Below are 23176 nucleotides of genomic sequence, written 5' to 3'. Positions count from 1 at the left end.
TCGCTCCCCTGGGAAGACCTGCCATCGCCAAATAAATGCGTTCGGCGGTGGCTTGCGCGATACTCGCCCGCACCCAACAAGGCGGCGCGAGTGATCATGGACAGGCCCTCAACTACCCCCTTCGCCTACCAGGCGGTGTACCGCTACCTCGTCGAGTTGATCGCGGCCAGCCCGGCACAGCCGGAGCAGAAATTGCCATCGCTGCGCCAACTGGCCCAGCGCCTGGGTGTGTCGGTCTCGACCACCAAATACGCGTACGCCTTGCTCGAAGACGAAGGCCGGATCGTCGCCCGACCCAAGTTCGGCTACTTCATCAAGGCAGCGCCCGCCCCGCCGTTGGAGAGCGACACACCCAGCCTGCTCGACCAGGCGTTCGCCCACGCGCGCACGCCTGGGATGATGGCCTTGAGCAGTGATGCACCGGCGATGCTGCTGTCACTGGAAAACCCGTTGCTGATGATCGAGCGCGAACTGACGCGGCAATACACCCGGGCGCCCTCGCCGCCCTACCTGCCGTTCGGCGAGCCCGAATTGCGCGGGGCATTGGCCGAGCGTTATACCCAGTCGGCCGAGCGTTATTGGCAGGCTGACCAGGTGTATATCGGCTCGGACCTGCACAGTGTGCTGAACCTGGCACTCAACGCCCTCGACCTGGCCGGCACGGTGGCGCTGGTGGAGTCGCCCTGTTCGTGGGCGGTGCTGCGGCAGTTGGAGGCGGCGAATATCCGTGTGATCGAAATGCCGTTGGGCGCTGATGGGCGCTTCGATCTGGCCGCCTTCAAGGAACGGCTCAAGTGTGAGCCTATTCGCCTGGCCGTGCTGTCATCGGCGGTGAACATGCCCCACGGCAGCCGGATGCCCGCCGAGGACAAGCAGCAGATCTGCCAGTGGCTGGCGGAACGCTCAATCTGGCTGTTTGAAAACGACACCTACGGCGAACTGTATTTCGACACCCAGCCTCCCCGTTATCGCGACTTCGCCGACCCGCAGAGGCTGTTGGTGTTCTCAACCTTTGAGAAAGTGATCGGCGCAGAAGCGCCCTTCGGTTACCTGTTGTGCCGTGAACACGGCGCACGGTGGCGTGAGCTGTTCCTGGCACGGGGGTTTCGCCTCTCGCCGATTCGCCAAAAAGCTATCGCCCGGCTGTTCACGACCAAACGCATCGACCCACACCTCAAGGCGCTGCGGGCCCAATTGATTGCGCGCATGAACGAGATGAATGCCCTGCTGCAAGCACAAGGCAACGGCCTATGGGAGATTCTGGTGCCACAGGGCGGCGCGACCTTCTGGCTCAAGGCAACACGCCCGGTGGACATGCGCCAGGTATTCGACCAGTTGTTGGCCCGGCACATCGTCATCGCCCCCGGCGAACTCTTCAGCCGGCAAGGCCTCTGGCCGCACCACCTGCGCCTGAGCTACACCCTCGACTGGAGCAAAGATGTCGCCCAGGCCATCAGGCAACTGGCCGACGCGATCCGTCACAGCCCGTAGCAATGCCGCGCTTCGGGAAAGCGGCCACGACGCACTTCATCGGCAAACCGCTCGCAGGCGTCACGGATCACCGCGCCGACGTCGGCGTACTGCTTGACGAAACGCGGCACGTGATCGCCACCCAGGCCCAGTACATCCTCCGTCACCAGCACCTGGCCGTCGCAGGCCGGTGACGCCCCAATGCCAATGGTGGGCATGGCCGAGTCCAGGGTGATCTGCCGCGCCAGGCCTTCCGCCACGCCTTCGAGCACCACGCTGAAGGCGCCCGCCGCCAGGTTGGCCCGCACGTCTTCGGCGATCACCGCGCCGGTGTGCGCCGTAAGGCCTTGGGCCTTGAAGCCGCCCATCACGTTGACGAACTGCGGCATCAGCCCCACATGGGCCATCACCGGAATACCCCGCGCCACCAGAAACTCGACGGTGCCCGCCAACGCCTGGTTGACCTCCAGCTTCACCGCATCGCAACCGGTGCGTGCCAACACCTGGGCACAGTTGCGAAAGGCTTGCTCACAGGATTCCTGATAACTGCCAAACGGCATGTCGGCCACCACACACGCCAGGCGCGTGCTGTCGACCACCGCCCGGGTGTGGCCGATGATTTCTTCCAGCTGCATGCTCAAGGTCGACGCCCGGCCGTAGCCGACCATGGCCGTCGAATCGCCCACCAGGATGAAATCCACCAGCGGGTCGATCAGCCTGGCAATCGGGCTGGAATAGGCGGTAAGGGAGACGATTTTCTGCTGGCCCTTCATGGCGACCAATTGAGGGACGGTCATGCGTTTGGTGCGGGTATGGGTGCTCATCGAGGTTTTCCGTTTACGCAGGTTGATCAAGGCTTACCCGGCCTGATTATTGGCCAAACGCACCCTGATTCAATGCACAGATCCGCGCTAAAAAGCGACCCAGTAAGGAATCTACCGGGAGGGTTAGCTGGTATCATCGCGCGCATTACCCGCCGGATAGATCACCATGAACCGCCAGAAAAAACTCCAGCAGCTCTTCAAGGCCAAGGCCAAGAAGGCCAGCGCCAAATTGGCGCCGAAAAGCAAGGACCGCTACATCAGCAAGGCCGACCGCGCGAAGCTGGCGGCCGAAGCCGATCAAGCCACCACCACCGCCTCTGACGCGAACGACTGAACGGCACACGGGATCCGCCCCCGCTCGCGTGCCCCCTCCCCTTACTTGGCGAACAGCTGGCTCATGTCCTTGAACGCCTTGAACTCCAGGGCGTTGCCACAGGGGTCGAACAGGAACATGGTGGCCTGCTCGCCGACCTGGCCCTTGAAGCGCACGTAAGGTTCGATGACGAATTGAGTCTCACGTGCCCGCAACCGATCGGCCAGCGCTTCCCATTGTTCCCAGTGCAGGATGATGCCGAAGTGCGGCACCGGCACATCGTGGCCATCCACCGGGTTGGAGTGCACCGACGCCTGGGAGTGGGTCTTGGGGTGTTCGTGGATCACCAACTGGTGGCCGTAGAAATCGAAGTCGACCCATTGCGCGCTGGAGCGACCCTCGGAAAGGCCAAAGACATCACCATAGAAGTGACGCGCGGCGGCCAGGTCATACACGGGAATCGCTAGGTGAAAAGGAGAAAGGCTCACGGTGGCTACCTGCTGGTTCGGTTATTCAGAACTCGATTCTTCACCAGAAAGACCGGGGGATAAAGCGCATATCTTTGGTCCTGAGCCTCAATCATTTCGATGCTCGCGCCCTATTGGGGCGCGTCCAGCACACTGATGACGCACGAACGGAATAATTCGAAGAGTGGCAGTTGGCGCTGGGTGTACTTGGTCAGCAACACGATTTCGCGGAAAAACGTCAGTTTGTCCAATCGCAAAACCCGCACGTCGCTGTCATGTTCCAGCCACAACCCGGCCAGGGGCACCAGAGACACGCCGAGGCCGCTGCGCACCATCTTGACGATAGCGTCCAGCTCATCCAGTTCCAGGGCCAGTTGGGTCTGGATTTTTTGCTCCTTGAGGAACTGCGTCACCTGGCGCCCGCCGAACGAGCCCCGGTCGTAGCGCACGAAGGGCTGTTCGCGCAGGATCTGCAACGGGTCATCGCCCGGCACGTCATTGGCGGTGATCAGCACAAACGGCTCGCGGGCGATGACCTCAATGTTGAGGTCTTTGGGCAAGTTGAACGGCGGGTTGATCATGATCGCCAGGTCCAGATCACCGGCGTCGACCTGGCTGAGCAGGTTCAGCGAAACGCCGGGCACCAGGCTGACCTCGATGAACGGCGCACGCCGCTTCAAGGCCACCAACGCCTGAGGCAGCAGCCCGGTCTGCACGCTGCCGATGGCGCCGATGCGCAACGAACCCTGGAAGTTGTTGGCGCTGTCGGGCGTGCCCATGCGCGAAAAGATATCGAGGATCTCTTCCGCCAGCGGCACCGCCCGCTGCCCCGCTGCATTGAGGGTGGCGGAGCGTCCGGTGCGGTCGAACAGCTTGACCCCCAGGGCGTCTTCAAGGTGCTTGATCTGCGCGCTCACCGCCGATTGCGTCAGCCCCACCTGCTGGCCTGCGGCCGCAAAGGTGCCCTTGCGCGCCGCGCATACGAAAGTCCGCAGTTCTCGAATCATCCAGGCACCCTGTGGTTGAAGGTTCAGCAGCCGCTTAAGGCGACCTGCGGCCGCTCGCCAGCAAAGAAGAACGGGCGCAGGCGCACGCCCACGCTGTTGCCGATGAACGCCGCCACCAGCCACACCCAGCCATGCAGGCTGCCCGAGGCGATGCCGCTGAAGTACGCGCCGATGTTGCAGCCATACGCCAGGCGCGAGCCATAGCCGAGCAGCAGGCCACCGATCACCGCGGCCACCAGCGAGCGCGTGGGGATCTTGAGACTCGGCGCAAAACGCCCGGCCAGGCCAGCCGCCAGCAGCGCACCGAGCACGATGCCGATGTCCATGACGCTGGTGATGTCTTCCCACACCGGCGCGGCCAAGGCCTTGGCATTGCCCGGCATTTGCCAGAACGCCCAACTGGCCACGTCCACCCCCAGGCCGCTCGCCACCTTGGCGCCCCACAGCGCGAACGCCGAGGTGATGCCCCATGGGCGACCGGCCAGGGCCAGGGTCGCGTAGTTGAGCAGTGCCAGGCCAATCGCGCCCCACACCAACGGCCACGGGCCACGCAGAAAGCGGCGCAGGCCAGTGTGCTCACTGGTGACGCCTGCTTCCAACTGGCCGTGGCGGCCTTTTTCCAGACGTACGGTGATCACCGCGATCAGGGCAAACACCGTGAGGCTCAGGCCCATGGCCGGCGCCACGCCGAAGCTCTTGACGATGGAAATCGCCGGGAACGCCGGCAGCGAGAACCACCAGTCCACGTGGTGGGTGGCGATCAACGAACCGCAAATAAAGAAGAACAGCGTCACCAGCATGCGCGCATTGCCGCCGCCCACCGTGAACAGGGTGCCCGACGCACAGCCGCCGCCCAACTGCATGCCGATACCGAAGATAAATGCACCAAACACCACCGACACCCCGGCCGGCGCCACCAGCCCGACCACCGGCTGGCCGAACAGAGTGCCTGCACCCAGCGCCGGGAAGAACAGCAACACCGCCACCGCCAGCATCACCATCTGGGCGCGCAAGCCGGCGCCGCGCCGATCATTGATGAACACGCGCCACGCCGAGGTGAAGCCAAAGGCGGCGTGATAGAGGGTCAGGCCCAGCGCCGCACCGACCACCAGCAACAGCACCTGGTGCGCGCCCACGCTGGTTTGCAGGAACACGGCGCCAAGCACCAGGAAAATAAAGGCCACCAACGGCGCGACGGGCTTGCGCACGGGGGCGATGGGAAGAGAGGTGCTCATGGGGTTCTCGGTTCGTGTGAATGGGTGGGTTGCGAGGGGGGCAAGTATAAACCGCAAGGTGGCGCCAGCCTTGGTTTATTGGCCTTTGATGAAGCACTGCGTTTTATGAAAAAAGTTTAATGCAGTCAAACTGTACAGTTTTCCTGCATGGGTGCTAGGGTTCAGGCATGACCGACTCTTTTGCAACGTCCGCCCCCCACTCCGCCGCCCTGGCCGCGGCACTGCGCATTTCCCTGGGCAAACTGAGCCGCCGCCTGCGCGAGCAGACCCACCCCAACGATTTCACCTCGGCGCAAAAGTCCGTACTGCTGCGCCTGGATCGCGACGGCCCGGCCACCGTGTCCGCCCTCGCCCGCGCCGAAAGCGTGCGCCCGCAATCGATGCGCATCACCGTGGCCGGGCTTGAGGCCATGCAGGCGGTCAGCGGCCAGCCAGACCCCAGCGATGGCCGGCAGACGCTGATCACCCTGACGCCCGCCTTGCGCAAGCACCTGACCGAAAGCCGCGCCGCCAAAGACGACTGGCTGCTGCGCGCCCTGCACGAACAACTGTCGCCCCATGAACACGATGAACTCGCCGCTGCGGTGAAACTGCTGGAGCGTCTCGCCGATTTTTGACCGACCTGCCACACGAGGTGCCTGACCATGCAATGGCTTGACCTGCTGTCCTACTTTTTTGGTGGCGCGTTCCTGGCGAATGCGGTGCCGCATTGCGTCAGTGGCGTGAGGGGCGAAGCGTTCCAGACGCCCTTTGCGCGGCCTCGTGGTGAAGGCTTGTCGTCGTCGACGGTGAACGTGGTGTGGGGCTTTTTCAACCTGCTGGTCGCCTACCTGCTGCTCGGCCGCGTCGGTGAGTTCGACCTCAAGCACACCAGCCATCTGCTCGCGCCCGGGCTTGGCGCGCTGTTGATGAGCCTGTTCATGGCGCGGCACTTTGGCCGTTTCCACGGTGGCAACACGTCGCAGCCATCATGAGTGCTCTTGGCACCTTCCGTTCCCTGCGCAGCGCCAACTACCGCATCTGGGCCGCTGGCGCCCTGGTGTCGAATATCGGCACCTGGATGCAGCGCACCGCCCAGGACTGGCTGGTCCTCACCCAACTGACGCCGCACAACGCGTCGGCCGTGGGCATCGTCATGGCGCTGCAGTTCGGCCCGCAACTGCTGTTGCTGCCCTGGACCGGCTTTGCCGCCGACCACTTTGACCAGCGCAAAATGCTGATCGTGACCCAGGCGGTCATGGGCCTGCTGGCACTGACCCTGGGCGTGCTGACCGTCACCGGACTGGTGCAGTTGTGGCAGGTGTATGTGTTCGCGTTTTTGTCCGGCTGCGCGTCAGCGTTCGATGCGCCGGTGCGGCAGATCTTCGTCGCCGAACTGGTGGCCGAGAAGGACTTGTCCAACGCCATCGCGCTCAACTCCACCTCGTTCAACATGGCGCGCATGATCGGCCCGGCCGTGGCCGGTGTGACGATTGCATCAGTGGGCACCGGTTGGGCGTTCCTGCTCAATGGTTCGAGTTTCTTTGCCGTGCTGGTGTCGCTGTTCTTCCTGCGGGTCTCGGACCCAAGCACCAAGGTGCGGGCACTGCGCACCAAGGGCAGCCTCACCGAAGGCATCCGCTACGTGTGGGCACGGCCGGACCTGAAGGCGATTCTGCTGATGCTGTTTCTGATCGGCACCTTCGGCATGAACTTCCCGATCTTCATCTCGACCATGGCCGTCAGCGTGTTCCACGCCGATGCACGCGGCTACGGCCTGCTGACCTCGACCCTGGCCATCGGCACCATCGCCGGCGCCCTGCTCGCTGCCGGTCGCGAGCGGCCGCAGTTCAAATCACTGCTCAGTGGCGCGGCCGTGTTCGGGGTCGGCTGCACCCTGGCGGCCCTGGCGCCCAACTACTGGACCTTCGCGATTGCGCTGGTGATCATCGGCGTCGGCGCGATGACCTTCAGCAACACCACCAACAGCCTGATGCAACTGACCACCGAACCGCACATGCGCGGCCGGGTGATCGCCCTGCGCGTCGCCGTCGCCCTCGGTGGCACCCCCATCGGCGCGCCCATCGTCGGCTGGGTCGCCGACCACTTGGGCCCGCGCTGGGCACTGGTCGTCGGCGCCGTCTCAGGTATCCTGGCCGTCGGCGTAGCCCTCTACACCCTCAAACACCACCTGGACCCTGTAGTGAGCGGGCTAGCCCCGCGCCGCGGTACACCCGATCCACCCGATACACCCGATACACCCCAATGATCAAGCTCGCCCCGCGCCGCGTTGTACCTGACACACCGCCGCGCGGGGCAAGCCCGCTCACTACAATTATTTTTTGGTGAAAATACGTTGGCCAAAGACATCGAGAACCCGTGCATTTCCATCTGCCAACTCAGCGGCGACCTCTGCCTCAGCTGTGGGCGCAGCAAGGACGACATCCGCAAATGGAAACGCATGAAACGCCCCGAGAAGATGGCCGCCGTACAGCGGGCGACCCAGCGCCTGAAGGCGTTGAAAAAGTCCAAATGACGGTCAGGTGCGCCCGACCGATCCCGACACCGGAAGGTTGCCCAGCAACTTGAGCCCGGTGCTCTTCACGAAGGTCTCATAGTCCATCGGTTTTTGAATGCGCGTCTCGGCGTTGGGCAACACATAGGCCCAGGCACGTTGGCTTGACGCGTCATACACCAGCTTGAACAGGCGCGTCGGCACCCAGACCTGGTTGTCGCCGATGGTGCCGTAACCGGCATCGAACAGCGGCCCGGTGAACACATACACGTCGCCGCCGGCACGCACGGCGAACTTGCGCACGTCGGCCTCGACCTTGCTCCAGATCTTGCGGTTGTTGGTGGGGTCCTGGGGCACCATGTTCGACAGGGCAAAGGACTGAGCCATGGCATTGGCATTCGGCGCATCAGCGGCCGGGGACTGGTGGCCACGGTCCATGTGCTGGGCGCGGTAGTCGCTCAACTCGGCACGCCCACCCTTGGGGATGCGCGGGTCGGCGTAGAACTGGTTGGTGCGCTCTTCGCCCTTGGCGTCTTTCAACTGCGCGGCGTTCAGGCGTTCAACCACCACCAGCGGAGTCTTGCTGGTTTGCGAGTAGAGCACGGCGAAGTGATCGGAACACAACGCCAGGGGTTTCATGCTGGCCGGCACGGTGGCGGTGTTGATGGGCGTTGCAGCGGGAAACAGGTCGGCACAGGCGTCAAACGACAGGCGTTTTTCCTGCGCGGAATACAGGTCGGGCAGGCTGCGGGCGCTGACCCCGGTGGAGAGCAAAACAAGGGCGGACAGCCCAACGGCAATTTTGCGTAGGTGCATGCATTAAATCTTCGAATAGGAATGAAGCGGCAGGCTCCGCGGTGCGGAGCCAAGTGGATGATATTGCGGGAATTATTGACAGAGCATTGTACGATTAGTGCCCGACGACTGTAGGTTTTCCTACCGCTCGCGCCCCTGGCTTGAACCCATGGCTGCGCGCGCCCCAGGCAATCGCAAACGACACACCGATCAACAGCACCATCGCCCACGGAAACGATGCAACGCCCCAGGTATCCAGCAACACCCCGCCCACCACGCCGCTGCCGGCGATGGCGCTGTTCCACGCCACCACATTCAACGACAGTGCCACATCCGCGCCGTCGCCCGCCGCGTCCGCCAGGGCGGTTTGCAGCAGGGTCGCGGCACCGCCGAAGCTCAGGCCCCACACGGCGATCCCGAGGTAAATCACCTGGGGCACGTTGCCCAGCAAGCCGAACAACACACTCACCGCCGCAAAGGTCGCCAGGCTCACCAGCACGGTGTTGCGCAGCAGCGGTTCGACCAGCCTGGCGGTCAGCCAGATCCCGGCCAGCGCGGCGATACCGAACACCAGCAGCACCAGGTCGACCCGCTCCGCCAACCCTGCAGGCGCCACGAACGGCGCGATGTAGGTGTACAGAATGTTGTGCGCCAACATCCAACTGATCACCACCGCCAACACTGGGCGCACGCCGGGCGTGGTCAGCACCTTGCCCAGGGACAAGCGCTGGTGCGCAGCCTGTGGCGGGTAGTCCGGCACCTTCACCAGCACCCACACAATGAGCATCAACGTCAGCGCCGACATCAGGCCAAACGTGGTGCGCCAACCCACCAGCCCACCCAGCCAGGTGCCCAGCGGCACGCCCAGCGACAGCGCAATCGGCGTACCGACCATCGCCAGGGCCAACGCCTTGCCCTGCTGATGGGGCGCGACCATGCGCCGGGCGTAACCGGCCAGCAGGCTCCAGGCCAATCCGGCTGCGACACCGGCAAAGAACCGCGCCACCAGGGTCACGCCGTAATGGGACGACAGCGCCGTGATGGAGTTGAACAGCAGAAACCCGACGATGGTCAGCAGCAGCACATTGCGCCGACGCCAGCCCCGGGTGGCGATGGTCATGGGAATCACCGCCAGCACCGAGCCCAGGGCATAGGCGGTGACCATCTGCCCGGCCATCGACGGTGAAATCGCCAGGCCGTCGCTGATCAACGGCAACAGGCCGGCCGGCAGGGTTTCGGTGACGATGCAGATGAAGCCGGTCATCGCCAGGGCAAGCAAGGCGCCGATAGGCAGGCGGTCGGACGCGGCCGATAAGGTGATTGAGGGGGTCACGGTAAGCTCCTTGGGCAGACTTAAATACTGATCGATACAAATGTTGCAGGCGCACACGACGCGTTGTCAACGACTTATGTATCGACTAGTATTTATCTCGTTTTCCACCGGAGATCGGTAATGGCAACCATGGGCCGCCCCCGCAATTTCGACCGTGACCAGGCTGTGGACCAGGCTTTGCACCTGTTCTGGCAGCACGGTTATGACGCCACCTCCCTCGCCCAGCTCAAGGCCGGCCTGGGTGGCGGTATCTCCGCGCCGAGCTTTTATGCGGCGTTCGGCTCCAAGGAGGCGCTGTTCGATGAGTGCGTGCAGCGCTACCTGGCGACCTACGCCCAAGTCACCGAATGCTTGTGGGACGAAACCCTGCCACCCCGCCAGGCCGTCGAAACCGCCTTGCGCCAGTCGGCCCGCATGCAGTGCGAGGACGGGCACCCAAAAGGCTGCATGGTGGCCTTGGGCGTGATGAGCGCCCCGAGCCCGGAAAATGCGCGGGTAGCCGACGCGTTGACCCAGTCACGGGCACGAACCCGGGCGGGCATCGTGGCGTGCATTGAACGGGCGGTGAACGCGGGGCAGTTGCCGGACACGCTCAACGTGGCGGCGATGGCGACGGTGTTTGACAGCTTTTTGCAGGGCGTTTCGATTTTGGCGCGGGATAACGTGCCGCACGCAACCATCAACGCGGCGATCAGCCAGCTCCTGCTGACATGGGACATTGCCGCCTCTACGGCGCCGCCCACTCGTCACGACACGCCATCAGGAAATCCACAAACGCCCGCACCCGATGGGGCACAAAGCGCCCATGGGGATACAGCAAGGTAAACGGTCGCGAGCGGCCGCCGAAGGGTTTCAACACTTCCACCAGGCTGCCGTCGGCCAGCTCTTGCTCGACGATGAACTTGTAGGTCTGAAACAACCCGGCGCCGTGCTTGGCCAGGGTCACCCCGCCCAGCACATCGTCGGAGCAACTGTAGCCCGCCTCCCCCGCGTACTCTCGATCCTTGCCGTCCACCTGGAACAGCCACGGAATGCGCCGGCCATTGCTCGGCAGTTCGTACTGGATGCATTCGAACCCAGGCAGGTCGTCCAGCCTCTGCGGCACACCGGCGCGTTGCAAGTAGGACGGCGCGGCGACCACCACCAGTTCGGCGTCTTCCAGCAGGCGCGCGATCAGCGATGAGTCCGGCTGGGCCCGCACGCGCACGGCCAAGTCGTAGCCTTCGGCGACGAAGTCGATGTTGCGGTTGCTGATGTGGATGTCCACGCTGACATGCGGGTACAGCGCGCGAAACGTCGGCAACAATGGCAGCAAGCGGTGGTGCGCATAGGTGGTGGGGATGCTGATGCGCAACAGGCCGGACGGCACGGACTGCGCGCCCATCACTTCCTGTTGCGCTTCCACCAGTTGGCCCAACGCCTGGCGACATTGTTCGAAGAACGTGCGGCCGCTGTCGGTCAGGCGGATGCTGCGGGTGGTGCGCACAAACAGGCGCGAGCCCAGGCGCTCTTCCAAGCGCGAGACACTGCGGCTCACAGCCGCCGGCGTCACGCCCGCCACCTGCGCGGCGGCGGTGAAACTGCTGGCTTCGGCGGCGAGGCAGAACAACTCGATGCTGCCCAGCTGCAAGTCTTCGAAATGGCGCTTCATGAGTGACACCGGCTCCACGACGATTGAGGCGGTGATGATCCTGCTCAATGGCCCTTCACCACAAGGGCCTGAATCAGTTTGTAGTGAGCGGGCTTGCCCCGCGCCGCGGTGTGTCAGGTACCTCATGTGTATCTGACGCACCGCGGCGCGGGGTAAATCCGCTCACTACAGCCGTCGATAGGGCGGCGCTTAGGGCGTGGGGGTCACCGTTGAACAGCACGCCCAGTGGATTGCAACTGTCCAGGTGTCGATACAGGGCACTGCGTTCGGCATAACTCCCCGCCATCCGTACCGCCGCGTCCACGTAGTCTTCATGGGTAGGCGCAATGCTCCACAGCGGCAACCCCACGCGGCGAAACAGGCCTTCGTCGATATGTTCGAATACCTGCGGCCCGGTCTTGCACACGCCCGGCAGGCCGACGGTGAAGGCGTCGATGATGCCGTTGGTGTTGCCGAACGGGAACGGGCTGAGGAACATATCGCAGCCATTGAGCGTGGCCATGTAGTCGGCGTAGGGCTGGTGCGGGTACACCGTGGCGTCGCCGACGTAGCGCTCGATCAACCGCACCAGTTGCGGGAACAACAAGCCCTGGGCCTGCCCCACCAGAAAGTGAAAACGCACGCGCTTGCCGCTGCTGTGCAAGGTGCGCACAGCAATCGCCTGGCAGGCGCGCAGGAAGGTCGGGTTGAGTTTCATGGTGGTGGCGGCGACGGCGATGTTGACCCAGGGCGTGTCTTCGCGCACGGCAGCCGGCAGGTCGACCGCAATGGCGGAGGGCCGATAGGGTTGCCCATTGGCGGGCAGTTGCAGCAGGCGCTCGGTGAAACACGCCGGGTCGCCGACAAAATCCGCTTCGACGCTGATGCGGTCGATGTGCCGTGACGCGGTCGTCGCGGGATGCCCCAGCGCCGCCACCTGCAACGGCGCAAAGCGCAGGTTGCTGGCAAACATCGTGATCTGGAACATGCCGACGCTGGGCATGTAGAACACGTCGGGCTGGCGCACGGTAGCGAGGTTGGTGAGTTGCCGCAGGCAGGCAAACAGGTCGTCGGGCTCGCGCAACTCGATGAATTCATCGAACACGGCGCGACCCAGAGCATCCACATTGGCCGCGTACCCCACCGCCACCACGTGAAAATCCCGCCGCGCCGCTTCCAGCGTCAACGAGTGGGTGCGATAGATCGAATGCCCACCGGAGAACCATTCCAGCAACACCAGCATCAACGGTTTTTCACGCGTCGGCGCAACGCCCGTAGGCACACTGTGAATGCCCACGCTGTCGAGCTTGCGTTCGATCAGCGTATTGATCGAGGCCTTGATGCGGTGGCGTTGCGGCAAATCGGCGTAACTGCAATGCATGTACACGTCGTGCAGCACGTTCAGCGGCAGCGTATCCAGGCTATCCAGCTGCTCCAGGCGCCCGGGCAACCAGGCCAGCAGCGCTTCACGCTTGGAGTGCGCAGCCGGCGTGCCGAGAAAACGCGGCGACATCAGCGCCATGAACAGCGCCGCCGCCAGGGTCGGGTTCTGTGCCCACAGCAATTCCACATCCAGCGGCAGTTGGGATTCCGGTGAATACAGCAGGCAGAACTTCACCAGGTCCTGTTCGGCGATGCGGTAGCCGTTGCCCCCAGGCCCGAGCAAATTCAGTGAGCGCAGGATGTGGTCGGCGTTGATAAAGGCGCTGGCGGCAAACAACGAGGACAGCCAGCGTTGCAGGTTGATCAATTGGCCGAACCCACCCGGGCTGATGCTGAACCCCGGGTCGGAGAACAACGCGGTAATCGCGCAAGTCAGCCGCGTGAGCACATGGCTTTCCAGCTCCCCGGGCGTGAGCGCAGGCGACACGCTGAGGGAAAACTGCTCCGACAGCTTGCCGTAGTTGCGGTCGATCAATTGCAGCAGGCGCACCAGTTCACGGGCGCCGCCCTCGTGGTCGCGGCTGTAGCACAGGTACTCGAAGGCTTCGAGGGAAAACACCGGGTCGTTCATGGTGCGGTGCCCTGGGCCACGTCGATGTTCACCTGGTCCGCAGCGCTGCCCAGCGGTGTGAGGTGGTAGTCACCGGTCAGCGGTTGGCGCCAGGTATCACCGACCATCTGGCTCTGGTGATACTGGCGCGTCGGCTCGGAGGTGGTGTCCAGCAGGCTGTTGTGGATCAGCCCGCCACGGCTGATCAGCACCGCGCCACTGCCGGTGGCCAGGATCGAGGAGGTGCCGTTGCCCTGGTTGAGGTAATTGCCCGACGGCGTGTCGAGGTCCAGGCGCAGGGTGCCGTCCACCACTTGCAAGGTGTTGGTGCCGTTGTCGAAGCTCAACGCCGCGCCACTGGCACTGCGCGCAGTGACGGTGAGGTCGCCGCTGCCACCGGTCATCACGTTGTTAAAGCCCCGGGCGTTGGTGGCCGTGAATTGCAGCCCCTGCCCCGAGCCCAGCGCCGTGCCTTGCAGGCGGATATCGCCGCTGCCCGACAGGATATTCACCCCATTGCCCGCCCCCGACGCCCCGCTGCGAATACTCAAGCCCGGCGCAGCAGACGCCGCGCCGGCCGTCCCGCTCAGCGACAGGTTGCCGTCCAGGGTGGTCAGGTTGATCACCGACGCGGTGCCGGTGGAGTTGACCACCGTGCCGGAGTCGCCGGCGCTGCGGCCATCAACCACAATATCGCCCCCCGCACCCGCGCTCAGCGTCACCGCGCCGGTGGTGGAGGCCGCCAGGAATACGCCACGGCCCGATGCCGCAGCGCCCTGGACCGTCAAGGTGCCGCTGCCCACACTCAGGGTTTGAGCCGACGACGCCGCCGTCGAACACACCAGCACACCGCTGCCCGACACCGCGCTGCCACGCAGGGTGACATTGCCGCTGCCGGTGGCCGCGATGGTGTTGCTGGTGCTGAAGATCCGCGTGCCGTTGCCGCTGCCCAGGTTAGTGCTGTCCACCGTGATGGAGCCCACACCCGAGGTCACGATATTGCTGCCACCGGTCAGCACGAAGGCATCGCCGCTGCCCGTGCTGCTGGCCTGCACGGCGGTAATACTGATGTTGCCGCCACCGGCGTCCAGGGTGCTGCGGCTGATGTTGATCGCCGTCGCGGTGGAGCCGGCGGCCAGGCTGGCGGACGTGGCGCCGCGCAAGGTGATGTCACCGCCGCTGGTGCTGATGCGCGTGCCGTTGGTCAACGAAATACCCACGCCATTGCTGACGTTGGTGCTGGCCCAGGAGGTCGCCGGGTCGACCACGCCGCTGATGGTGAGGTTGCCGCCATTGGTGCTGATGCTCGCGTTGCTCAGGGCCACCGAGCCGTTGCCGCTGTTGTTGAAGTTGGAGACCAGCGACACGTTAAGCGTCTTGCCGGTGCCATTGCTGATGCTGGTGTTGGTCATCACGATATTGCGGTGCGCCTGCAGGGTCAGGGTCGCGTTGCCCACCCCCTTGACGTTGTCCAGCACGTTGATGTCCCCGGACGTGCCGGCGCCCGACGAGGTGGTCACCAGGATGTTCGCGCCTTCCGACAACGAGGCATTCAGGGTTGCTGAACTGAGGTTGGAGCTGGCCCCCGCATTCGGCGTAAAGGGTGTGCTGCTGGACGTGCCGGTGCTGGCGGTGCGGGTGATGTTGATGTTGAACGGGTCAATCAGCCATGTGCCGCCCTGCCCCGACACCGCGCTGAGGTCAACCACGCCCATCACATCCAGCGCATGCCCGGAGGTTTCCACCAACCCGCCACGCCCCTGGCTGCCGGCGCCGCGCACGCTGATGCCGCCATAAAATTGCGTGTTGTCCTTGGACCAGAGGATCACTTTGCCGCCGTCTCCCTGGCTCAACGCATTGGCGCTGATGCGCGCATCGCTGCCCATGAAGGTGCTGTCGGCCTGGTGCAGGTTGCCGCTGCCCTGGTAATCGCCGCCCATCAACACCGTGCCGCCGCCGATGTCGCCATCGGCGTCGATGCGGCCGCTGTCGAACAGGCCCACGTACTGGCCGGTCATGGTCACGTTGCCGCCGCGCTCGCCGGCGTTCTTGCCCGACACATCGAGCACGCCGCTGTTGACCACCACCCCGCTGTCACCGCCATCGAGAATGATGCGGCCGTTACGCTGTTGCAGGCTGCGGGCTTCGATCACGCCTTCGTTGTTCACCACATTGCTGAGCATCGCCTGGGAGTCGCGGGCGGTCATGGCCACGGCACCGCCGTTGGCACTGAGCAGCCCGCGGTTGATCACACTGGCGCCGATCGCCGGGTCGTTGACCTCGACGTTGATCAGGCCGTCACCGGTAAAATCCAGGGTGATTTTTTCCCCACCGCCCAACACCACCGAACCGAGCTTGGCGACCACCGTGCCTTCGTTGCGCACCTGGCTGCCCAGCAGCGCGACGCTGCCGCCATCCCGCGCACTGATCGTGCCCTGGTTGATCACCGCGCCACCGCTGGGCCCGGAAAACACGTATTTGCCGGCCATGAAATCGCTGTTGGAAATGTTCAGCGAACTGGCCACCAGCCCACCCACGTCCACCATCGACCCCGCGCCGAACAGCACGCCCTGGGGGTTGATCAGGAACACCTGGCCATTGGCATTCAGGTGCCCAAGGATCTGCGAACCGTCGCTGCCGGTGACCCGGTTGAGCGCCACCGAAGACGCCCCCGGCTGCAGGAAATTCACCTGGGCGGCACTGCCGATATTGAACGTGTCCCAGGTGGTGATCAGGCGGTCGCTGCTCTGGTGCACGGTCATCACATTGCCGCTGCTGCTGATGGTGCCGCTGCCGGCGACCACCTGGCCGTTGGTGGGCAACGCGTTGCTGTCCAGGGCCAGCGCGGGCAGCGGCGTCAGGCTGTAGAGCGCGCAGAGCACGGCGAAACTCAGGGGTTTGAGAACAGGCAGCGCGGTTTGGAATTGTTGTGTGCTCACAGCCTTCTCCTCAGAACGAATAGTTGATGCCAGTGCCGACGGCGCTGATGGTAGTGCCCGCGCCGGGTGAGTAGCCGCTGGCCGCCGTGACGCCGGTGAGGGCGAAGTTGTAGTTGGCCAGGGAGTTGTTCTTCAGCAGCACGTACTGGGTGAACAGGTCGATGCGCTTAGTCAGCTTGTAGTTGGCGCCGATGGCGTACTGGGTGGCGCCCATGCCGTGGGTGTCGCATTCCACCGGGGTGGCGCGGATCATCTCGCACTTGCCGGGCAAGGCCTTGCCGTAGCTGGCCTTCAATGTCCAGGGGCCGATCTTGTGGGACGCGCCCACCAGGTAGGCCCGGCGGCGGTACTTGGAAAGGTCGCTGGTGGTGGTGCTGGTGTTGATCACTCCGTCTTCGGAATAGGACAGGTCATCGGCGATCAGCGACAGCTTGGTCGCGCCAAAGTCGTAGGCCAAGCCGTAGCGGAAGCTGAAATCATCCGACGAGGTGCCATCGGTGACGTGGGTGCTGCTACCCAGCCCGCGCGCGTTGCGGCCCAAGTCGGCAATGCCGAAATAATTGATGTGCCGCTCGGTGGCGAACACCGCCGTGAAGCCGCCGTTGTTGTAGGTCAGGCTGCTGCCGTAGACATAGCCCTTGTCCACATCACTGGCGGCGCTCATGCCGTTGTTCGAATACGCCAGTTTGAGTTGCAAGCCGTTCCACTCCGGGGTCCAGTATTCCACCACGCCGGCCTGGCGGCGGTTGAACGCCGCGTCGCCATTTACCGCCGTGTCGTTGTAGCTCTGCGGGCCGTTGACGTTGGTCGACAGGCCAGCGCTGAAGCCCGGCGAGCCGATGATGTTGAAGTACGCCGCACTGGTCTTGCCGTTGAACGGATCCAGGGTGGTGGTGGACTCTTTCATCGGCATGTCCCACACGCCATACAGCAACGTGCCGTAGTCGGTGTTATTGAACGCCGCGCCGGTGTTGCGCAGCTTGGTGCTCGGCGATGCCGACGGGTTCACCGACTTGTCGTTGCTCGCGGTGTAGTTCATCGAGATGCCGTATTCCAGCTGCCACAGCAGCTTCCAGTCATCGCTGAGGCTGTAGCCGCCGTGCACGCCGAGGGCGGACACGTTGTCGCGGGCGCGCCAGAAGCTCGCCATGTTGCGCCCGTTCGGCGTGGCCAGGCGGCTCTGGTCAGCCGGTGCTGCCGGGGTGGAGCCATGGCGGTCGACGTATTCAGGAACGATGCCGAAGTTGCCGTAGATGACGGTGTCGGTCTCGGCCACTTCGAAGTCTTCGCCCTTGGAGCCGATGTCGCTGGCCAGCCCGGCGAACGCCTGGGGCGAACCGGAAATCGAGAACCACAGGCGCTTGGCCGCACGGTCGTCGCTGGTGGGGTCGGTACCCGGGGAGAACGCCAGGCTGGTGTTCATCACCAGGTCGCGGTGATAGAGGTTCAGGCCCACGCCGTAGCCGTAGCGCGTGAGGGTGTTTTCGCTGGCGTCCCACGGGTTCTTGTTGACCGTGACCTTGCCCGCATCGGCAAACAACGTGCCCTCGGCGATGGCGCCGTTGAAGCGCCCGAGGTATTTGCGCAGCTCCAAGCGGCCGAGCACGCCTTCATCGCCGGCCACTTCACCGACGGGGTAGGCGCGCACACCGTTGGGCCCGCCGAGGCTGAGTTTTTCCGAGGAGTCGAGGTTCTTGTCGGCCCACTGCCCGGTCACCGAGCCAAACAGCGAGTAGCCATTGCCCAGGTATTGCAGGCGGCTGAAGCTCAGGTTGGCTTTCTTGTAGTGCCCGGCGGCGTTGGCGGTGAGCGCATCCAACGCGGCGTCGGCCGGCGTTTTTTTATCCAGGTCGCCAATGCCGTAGGCCAGGCTCCAGGTGTTGCTGCCCTGCCAGTCATCGCGCCAGTTGCCGTACAGCGTGGCGCTGCGAAACACCGCCGACTTGTTCACGGTAAAACCACCGGCGGAGTCTTCGAAACGCCGGTGATCTTCGGCCAGGTTGAAGCTGATGTTGCTGTCACGCGAGCGCAACAGCGAGCTGTTGATGAACACCGAAGACACCTGCGCGGTGCCGTCGGCATCCAGGCCCTTGAGGTTCTTGCCGATGCTGTATTCCAGCTCGGCATAGTTGGCGCCCACCGAGATCCCGGTGGCGCCCAGCGGTTGCTGGTAACCGATGCCCTTGATGTCCAGGCCTTCAAAGGAGTTCTGCGAAGTGGCGGTAAAACTGTCGCCAAGGCCCAGCGCATCATTGAGGCTGACGCTTGAAGTCAGGCGATTGCTGCCGGTGTAGTAGTTGCCGTAGTTGTCGATGGCGGCGCGGGCGGTCCAGGCGGTCATCTCGCTGAGCTTGAGCACGATGTCGGCGGCGCCGGGCTGCTGCGACGGCCGCAGGATCGCGTGCACGGCCACGCCGGTGATGTCCGACAGGCGCAGCAACACGCGCTCCAGGTCCTGCTCACGGATGATGGTGCCGGAGGGCAGCGCGTTGACGAACTGCTGCTGCACTTCGGGGCGCAGGCGCACATTGGCGTCCGGCAATGCGCTGACCTGGCCGATCACGCCCTCGGAAACACCGAGGGTCACCTGGCCATTTTGAATATCCTGGGCCGGCAGGTAGGCCCGCGCCACCAGGTAACCCCGCGCCCGGTACAGCGCCGTGACCTGCGCGGCGGCGTCACGCAGGCCATCCAGGCTCAGGGTCTTGCCGGCGTAGGGCAGCAGCACCGGCTGCAACTGGGCATCACTGAGTTCGCGGTTGCCTTTCACCACGAAGCGCTTGACCTGCACCTGCACGCTTGAATTGCCCACCTTGGGCGCTGGCGTGTCGTCCTGGCTTTCGATGCGCACGCTGCCAGGGGTAGCCGGCTGGGCATTGTCGGTGGGGCGCAGCACCGAGCGGCTATTATCGAACAGGGTGCCGGACGAGGGCAGCGTGTCGGCCTGGGCCTGGGCAGCGATCAGGGCGGCGGCCAGCAGCGACAATGCGCCAGGCCCCCAGGCGCGCGGCGCCCGGGCAGTGGGGAGAGTTGGGCTCATACAGTTCTCTTATTGTTTTTATCGAGACGCAGCGTTGGGCAAACAGCGTGAAACTCAGGGAAACAGCATTCGCGCCACCGCCTTGTCACCCAGGAGGCGCGCCGCGTTGTGGCCGATACCGGGAATCGTGTGCTGGGGATGGCGCAAAGGAATCTGCCATTGGCTCGACAGGAACTGCTCGTAGCTGACGAAATTCAGTTGCCGGTCGAGCCGGGTATCGCCCTGGTAATTGGCCCCGCAGGAGCTGTCGAGCACGCGGCTGGTGGGGTTGTTGTCCTGGGCACCGACCAGGTAGGTGATGTCGCGCGCGGCATAGCGGGCAAACACTTGGCGGTTCGTCAGGTGCTGGTTCTGCAGGTAGGCGGGTGCATTGTCGAGGCCATAGCGATAACGGCTGTAGCTGGGGCACATGATGCTCACCACCGGCTTGAACACGCCGTCCTGCAAGCGGTTTTCGTCGAAGTACACGTAGCTCGACGGGCTGGCGACCACGTAGCGGATCGTCAGGCCGTGGGCCTTGAGGCTGGCGTCGAGGTCATTCATCACCGCGTAGCGTTGCATCAGCTGCGCACCGGCCGAATGGCTGACCATCACAATTTCCTTGAGCGCCGGGTAACGCTGGCGATCGGACAGGTAGCCGACCACATCGTCGAGCACTTGGAACGCCGGAATGCCCTTGCGCCCGAATTGCGATTCGATGCCGTGCATCCACTTGTCGCGGGGCCACAGCGGCATGTCATTGCTTACACCGGCGTCGGTGGGGGTGAGGAAATTCGGCGCCAGCAACAAGGTGGTGGTGCTCGGCAGACGGGCGTTGCCCAGCAGCTTGCGACCGGTGTTGAAGTACTGGTCGGCGTCGCGTTGCACGCCGTGCAAAATCACCACCGCACGCTCCAGGGTCTTGGGCGGGTTGTAGAGGTCGGCGTTGGCGTAGATCGGGAACGGGTAGGCGCGGTCATCGTGGCCCAGGCGCAGGACCTGGCGGGCATCGGCTTCAGGCTTGTCGACGCCCTCGCTGTGCACGTCGACCTTGGCGCAACTGCTCAGGGTGCCCATCAGGGCGAGGGAGGCCAAAACGGCGGTAAAGGGTTTCAAGGCGGTGGGCAGGCTTATGAACATGACCGGGCACTTCTCTTGTTTTTTTAAGAGCCTATCAGTGCTGTCCACCTATTAAAAATATCTAAATAACGGGGTTTGGATACTTTAAAGATATGCCAATCAAACACCCACCACACGCCCTACCCGCTCGCTGATCAGCCCCCAGGCTTCGGGGTTCAGCAGATGGGATGGACGCTCGCCGCGCAGCAACGCCGCGATCTGCGCCGCCGATGAACGCGCCACGTTGCGCCGGCCCCCATGGGTAACGCCTGCCGTGTGAAAGGTCGCGACCACATTGGGCAGGCTCATCAGCGGTGCATCCTGGGGCGGGGGTTCGCAGGCCCACACATCCAGCCCGGCGCCGCTCAAATGGCCGTTCTTGAGGGCCACGTACAACGCCGCCTCATCATGGATGCCACCCCGGGCGGTCGAGAGGAATACCGCGCCCCGCTTCATCGCCGCGAACTGCTCGGCGCCCATCAAGTGGCGAGTGCTGGCATCCAGCGGGCAATGCAGGGACACGACATCACTGCGCCGCAACAGCTCGGCCAAGGTCACCGGTTGCGCGCCCTGGGCCTGCACCTGCTCATCGCGCAGATGGGGGTCGTAGGCCAGCACCTCGAGGCCGAAACCCCGGGCGATGGTCGCCACACGCCGGCCGATTTCCCCCAGGCCGATCAGGCCGAGGGTGCGCCCATGGATCTCCTCGCCCATCAGGTCTTCGCGGCTGAAACCCGTGGCGTGGCGCAGGGTGTTGTGGGACTCGACGATGCGCTTGACCACCGCCAGCAGCAGGCCAAAGGTGTGCTCGGCCACCGAGTGGGCATTGGCCCCCGCCTGGTTCATCACGGCGATGCCCGCACGGCTGCAGGCGGCCACGTCCACCGTATCGAACCCCGCGCCGCCCGACGACACGCAGAGCAGTGCCGGGCACTGCTCGATCAACGCCTGGCCGGCAAACCAGTGCTTGGGCAACTCGTCCTTGGCGGCCGAGACATGGTACGCGTGGGCCTGGCGCAAGGCGGCCAGAGTACGTTCATCGTCCCCCTGGCGCGGCAGCACCTGCAGCGCCAGTTGGGGGTTGGCCTGAATCATTTCGTCAAAGACGGGGTTGATCCAGAAATCGAGGCGGCACACCTGCATCACTCGGTTCATCCGGGCTCCTAGGCTTGTGGGTTGGCGGCAGTTGGAGGGCGTGGCTCGACCATGGTGAGCACGATGGCGAAGGTGATCAGCGAGCTCACCCCGAGAAAACCAAACACGTAGTCCCAATTGAAATGATCGAGCAACACGCCGACCACGAACGGCGTGAAGGCACCGCCCAGGGAACCGCCGGTGTTGACGATGGACGCGGCGAACGGCACGCGCTCTTTGGTGGCCAGGCCCATGGGGTACACCAGGAACGTGGAGTAGCCGATGTTGAGCAGGATGCCCGCCAGCAGGAACACCGCCGACAACAGCAAGGGGTCGCTGGGCGCGTTGAGCAGCACCACCATCATCAGCACCGTGGCCAGCGAACCGATCAGCATCGCCGGTTTGCGCCGACGGTCGAACACCCGGTCCGAGAGCCAGCCACCCAGCAGGTTGCCGATGATCGCGCCAACCCACGGCGCGGAGGCGACCATGCCCATCTTCAACACCGAGTACTGCTTGACGGTGATCAGGTAGGTGGGCACCCAGGTCATGATCGAATAGGTGATGCCCACCATCAGGAAGTAGCCCATGGCACAGGCCCACACGTTCCATGAGGCGAGGATGCTTTTGTTGTCGGCCAGCAGCGGCACCTGGCGGGTGCGGATCAGCCGGTCGAACCACACCGGGATGCGTACCATCGGCTGGACCGAGGCCGCGCCCTGGGCGTGGCTGCCCTGGATATGCTGCAACTCGCTGGCCGAACAGTGCGGGCTGTCAGCCGGGTCGTCCTTGACCAGCCACCACCACAACAGGGCCACGAAGAACCCCGGGATGGCGAAGAAAAAGAACACTTCGCGCCAGCCGTACAGGTGCACGATGTAGGCACACAGCGGCGGCACGATGGCCGGCGCCACCTTGATCGACGACATGAAGATGCCGGTGGCCAGGCCCTTTTCGCTCGGCGGAAACCAGCGGTTGATGATCGACACGATGCCGATGTTGATCGGCCCTTCCGCCGCCCCCAGCAACGCACGCGCCAGCTTGAGTTGCAGCACGCTGGAGGTGAAGCCGATGAGCAAGGTGGCCAGGGAGGTCAAAACCAGCGAACCGGTCAGCAGCTTGCGGATGCCGTAGCGGCCGAACAGGTAGCCAGCGGGGATCTGCACGATGGCGTAGGTCAGGTAGAACAGGCTCGCCAGGGCGCCGATGTCGGTGTTGCTCAGGTGGTATTCCTGTTTGATGAAGGGCACCACCACGCCGATGTTGGCACGGTCGGCACCGGCCACCATGTAGGCCAGGAAAAACAGCGCCGCCACGACCCAGCGAAAACGGCTGGTGGATTTGGAGTCAGCTTTCATTTCTTCACCGATCTTTCTTGGAGTTATGGTCGGTACGCCGTGAAGA

20 protein-coding genes are annotated in these 23176 nt (G+C 64.2%); 7 read left to right on the top strand and 13 right to left on the bottom strand.

Annotation, left to right across the window (positions count from 1 at the left end):
- Nucleotides 1–96: 96 nt before the first annotated feature.
- Nucleotides 97–1491 (top strand): aminotransferase-like domain-containing protein, encoded by a 1395-nt coding sequence (locus tag ACVWVP_RS13910; RefSeq protein WP_457406539.1) that lies wholly within the window; start codon nucleotides 97–99, stop codon nucleotides 1489–1491.
- Here the strand turns inward: ACVWVP_RS13910 and panB are convergent.
- Complete coding sequence (gene panB / locus ACVWVP_RS13905; RefSeq protein ID WP_178925627.1) at nucleotides 1479–2294, bottom strand: 3-methyl-2-oxobutanoate hydroxymethyltransferase; 816 nt, start codon at nucleotides 2292–2294, stop codon at nucleotides 1479–1481. The two genes, ACVWVP_RS13910 and panB, sit on opposite strands and share 13 nt — an antisense overlap.
- 166 nt (nucleotides 2295–2460) lie before the next feature.
- Here panB and ACVWVP_RS13900 point away from each other — a divergent pair, with 166 nt between their 5' ends.
- Nucleotides 2461–2628 (top strand): DUF2986 domain-containing protein, encoded by a 168-nt coding sequence (locus ACVWVP_RS13900; protein ID WP_178925626.1) that lies wholly within the window; start codon nucleotides 2461–2463, stop codon nucleotides 2626–2628.
- 41 nt (nucleotides 2629–2669) lie between these two features.
- On the opposite strand, the gene ACVWVP_RS13895 is transcribed toward ACVWVP_RS13900, so the two are convergent.
- The 3 genes from ACVWVP_RS13895 to ACVWVP_RS13885 form a co-directional block, all read right to left on the bottom strand.
- Nucleotides 2670–3095 carry a VOC family protein gene (locus ACVWVP_RS13895; protein WP_178925625.1) on the bottom strand — a complete coding sequence of 142 codons (426 nt, stop codon included), beginning with the start codon at nucleotides 3093–3095 and terminating at the stop codon, nucleotides 2670–2672.
- A gap of 110 nt (nucleotides 3096–3205) precedes the next feature.
- Nucleotides 3206–4081 carry a LysR family transcriptional regulator gene (locus tag ACVWVP_RS13890; protein WP_178925624.1) on the bottom strand — a complete coding sequence of 292 codons (876 nt, stop codon included), beginning with the start codon at nucleotides 4079–4081 and terminating at the stop codon, nucleotides 3206–3208.
- A gap of 23 nt (nucleotides 4082–4104) precedes the next feature.
- Complete coding sequence (locus tag ACVWVP_RS13885) at nucleotides 4105–5316, bottom strand: YeeE/YedE family protein (RefSeq protein ID WP_178925623.1); 1212 nt, start codon at nucleotides 5314–5316, stop codon at nucleotides 4105–4107.
- A gap of 167 nt (nucleotides 5317–5483) precedes the next feature.
- Between ACVWVP_RS13885 and ACVWVP_RS13880 the strand changes: the two genes are divergently transcribed.
- From ACVWVP_RS13880 to ACVWVP_RS13865, 4 genes are all read left to right on the top strand, one after another.
- The gene (locus tag ACVWVP_RS13880; protein ID WP_457406535.1) at nucleotides 5484–5933 is read left to right on the top strand and encodes a MarR family winged helix-turn-helix transcriptional regulator; all 450 of its coding nucleotides are present in this window, start codon (nucleotides 5484–5486) and stop codon (nucleotides 5931–5933) included.
- 27 nt (nucleotides 5934–5960) lie between these two features.
- Nucleotides 5961–6290: a hypothetical protein gene (locus ACVWVP_RS13875; protein WP_457406532.1), complete on the top strand. Its 330-nt coding sequence runs from the start codon at nucleotides 5961–5963 to the stop codon at nucleotides 6288–6290.
- Entirely contained in the window at nucleotides 6287–7564 is a 1278-nt protein-coding gene (locus ACVWVP_RS13870) for an MFS transporter (protein WP_457406529.1), read from the top strand. Before ACVWVP_RS13875 ends, ACVWVP_RS13870 begins: the two co-directional genes overlap by 4 nt.
- An 87-nt stretch (nucleotides 7565–7651) precedes the next feature.
- The gene (locus ACVWVP_RS13865) at nucleotides 7652–7831 is read left to right on the top strand and encodes a DUF1289 domain-containing protein (RefSeq protein WP_178925620.1); all 180 of its coding nucleotides are present in this window, start codon (nucleotides 7652–7654) and stop codon (nucleotides 7829–7831) included.
- A 3-nt stretch (nucleotides 7832–7834) separates the two neighbouring features.
- Here the strand turns inward: ACVWVP_RS13865 and ACVWVP_RS13860 are convergent, their stop codons facing one another.
- A complete protein-coding gene (locus ACVWVP_RS13860) occupies nucleotides 7835–8626 on the bottom strand; it encodes a DNA/RNA non-specific endonuclease (RefSeq protein ID WP_178925619.1) in 792 nt (263 codons plus the stop codon).
- 94 nt (nucleotides 8627–8720) lie between these two features.
- Nucleotides 8721–9938, bottom strand: coding sequence for an MFS transporter (locus ACVWVP_RS13855; RefSeq protein WP_259173898.1), 1218 nt, complete (start codon nucleotides 9936–9938; stop codon nucleotides 8721–8723).
- 120 nt (nucleotides 9939–10058) lie between these two features.
- Here ACVWVP_RS13855 and ACVWVP_RS13850 point away from each other — a divergent pair, with 120 nt between their 5' ends.
- A complete protein-coding gene (locus ACVWVP_RS13850; RefSeq protein WP_457406525.1) occupies nucleotides 10059–10763 on the top strand; it encodes a TetR/AcrR family transcriptional regulator in 705 nt (234 codons plus the stop codon).
- On the opposite strand, the gene ACVWVP_RS13845 is transcribed toward ACVWVP_RS13850, so the two are convergent.
- The 7 genes from ACVWVP_RS13845 to ACVWVP_RS13815 all read right to left on the bottom strand — a co-directional run bounded on the left by ACVWVP_RS13845 (nucleotide 10666) and on the right by ACVWVP_RS13815 (nucleotide 23130).
- Nucleotides 10666–11589: a LysR family transcriptional regulator gene (locus ACVWVP_RS13845; protein ID WP_457406523.1), complete on the bottom strand. Its 924-nt coding sequence runs from the start codon at nucleotides 11587–11589 to the stop codon at nucleotides 10666–10668. The genes ACVWVP_RS13850 and ACVWVP_RS13845 overlap by 98 nt on opposite strands.
- 73 nt (nucleotides 11590–11662) lie before the next feature.
- On the bottom strand, nucleotides 11663–13582 hold the full coding sequence (locus ACVWVP_RS13840; RefSeq protein ID WP_178925615.1) for a peptide transporter: 1920 nt from the start codon (nucleotides 13580–13582) through the stop codon (nucleotides 11663–11665).
- Nucleotides 13579–16500, bottom strand: a complete 2922-nt coding sequence (locus tag ACVWVP_RS13835) for a two-partner secretion domain-containing protein (RefSeq protein WP_457406521.1) — start codon at nucleotides 16498–16500, stop codon at nucleotides 13579–13581. The genes ACVWVP_RS13840 and ACVWVP_RS13835 overlap by 4 nt, the downstream gene beginning before the upstream one ends.
- 10 nt (nucleotides 16501–16510) lie before the next feature.
- Entirely contained in the window at nucleotides 16511–19540 is a 3030-nt protein-coding gene (locus ACVWVP_RS13830) for a porin (protein ID WP_457406519.1), read from the bottom strand.
- A gap of 54 nt (nucleotides 19541–19594) precedes the next feature.
- Nucleotides 19595–20659, bottom strand: a complete 1065-nt coding sequence (locus ACVWVP_RS13825; protein WP_457406517.1) for a hypothetical protein — start codon at nucleotides 20657–20659, stop codon at nucleotides 19595–19597.
- 99 nt (nucleotides 20660–20758) lie between these two features.
- Nucleotides 20759–21793, bottom strand: coding sequence for a hydroxyacid dehydrogenase (locus ACVWVP_RS13820; RefSeq protein WP_457406515.1), 1035 nt, complete (start codon nucleotides 21791–21793; stop codon nucleotides 20759–20761).
- 8 nt (nucleotides 21794–21801) lie between these two features.
- A complete protein-coding gene (locus ACVWVP_RS13815) occupies nucleotides 21802–23130 on the bottom strand; it encodes an MFS transporter (protein ID WP_457406512.1) in 1329 nt (442 codons plus the stop codon).
- Nucleotides 23131–23176: the final 46 nt, after the last annotated feature.

The sequence above is a fragment of the Pseudomonas sp. TE24901 genome (assembly GCF_054058375.1).
The sequence above is the reverse complement of the archived record's forward strand: the minus strand, read 5'-3'. Positions and strand labels throughout refer to the sequence as shown.